Origin of the sequence: Acinetobacter sp. YH12254 (assembly GCF_013417415.1) — a bacterium.
GTDB classification, from domain to species: Bacteria; Pseudomonadota; Gammaproteobacteria; order Pseudomonadales; family Moraxellaceae; genus Acinetobacter; species Acinetobacter pseudolwoffii.
Genome location: NZ_VPEB01000053.1, coordinates 1 through 1,182, shown reverse-complemented (window position 1 = coordinate 1,182; position 1,182 = coordinate 1). Strand labels below are relative to the sequence as shown.

The 1,182-nt window shown below is 54.1% G+C and carries 1 protein-coding gene and 1 pseudogene; both read left to right on the top strand.

The annotated features are described in order from the left end of the window. Positions 1-125, top strand: a pseudogene (locus FTV29_RS14985) (DDE-type integrase/transposase/recombinase); the annotation flags it as partial. Positions 126-372: 247 nt separating this feature from the next. Next, on the top strand, positions 373-1,182 hold an 810-nt coding region (gene cml / locus FTV29_RS14980), incomplete at its 3' end, for a CmlA/FloR family chloramphenicol efflux MFS transporter (RefSeq protein ID WP_180075666.1).

Here is a 1,182-nt window from a genome sequence, read left to right as displayed (position 1 = left end):
TTCAAACAAATTCAGGCTGGGTTTATACTGCATTTATTATTGATGTGTTCTCACGAGCAATTGTTGGATGGAAAGTATCGACACGGATGAATACAGATATGGTGCTCGATGCATTGGAGCAAGCATTTAGGGCGGCAGAGGGGGCTGGAACGCTGAGTGCGCCCATGCCGCATTGCGAAGCAAAAGATAATCGGATAAAATGTAGCAATTCATATTCGTAAGCGTGGAGTAATCAGATGGGAAATTCCAAGTCAGCAGACAAGTAAGCCGCAACAACCAGTATTGTTGTTGCGGCGCTCTGTAAGGCTAGTCTCATCTGATTGCTGACGAGCAGACGTCGCCCGGTATTCCTTAATCGAGGGTTGATTCGTCATGACCACCACACGCCCCGCGTGGGCCTATACGCTGCCGGCAGCACTGCTGCTGATGGCTCCTTTCGACATCCTCGCTTCACTGGCGATGGATATTTATCTCCCTGTCGTTCCAGCGATGCCCGGCATCCTGAACACGACGCCCGCTATGATCCAACTCACGTTGAGCCTCTATATGGTGATGCTCGGCGTGGGCCAGGTGATTTTTGGTCCGCTCTCAGACAGAATCGGGCGACGGCCAATTCTACTTGCGGGCGCAACGGCTTTCGTCATTGCGTCTCTGGGAGCAGCTTGGTCTTCAACTGCACCGGCCTTTGTCGCTTTCCGTCTACTTCAAGCAGTGGGCGCGTCGGCCATGCTGGTGGCGACGTTCGCGACGGTTCGCGACGTTTATGCCAACCGTCCTGAGGGTGTCGTCATCTACGGCCTTTTCAGTTCGATGCTGGCGTTCGTGCCTGCGCTCGGCCCTATCGCCGGAGTATTGATCGGCGAGTTCTTGGGATGGCAGGCGATATTCATTACTTTGGCTATACTGGCGATGCTCGCACTCCTAAATGCGGGTTTCAGGTGGCACGAAACCCGCCCTCTGGATCAAGTCAAGACGCGCCGATCTGTCTTGCCGATCTTCGCGAGTCCGGCTTTTTGGGTTTACACTGTCGGCTTTAGCGCCGGTATGGGCACCTTCTTCGTCTTCTTCTCGACGGCTCCCCGTGTGCTCATAGGCCAAGCGGAATATTCCGAGATCGGATTCAGCTTTGCCTTCGCCACTGTCGCGCTTGTAATGATCGTGACAACCCGTTTCGCGAAGTCC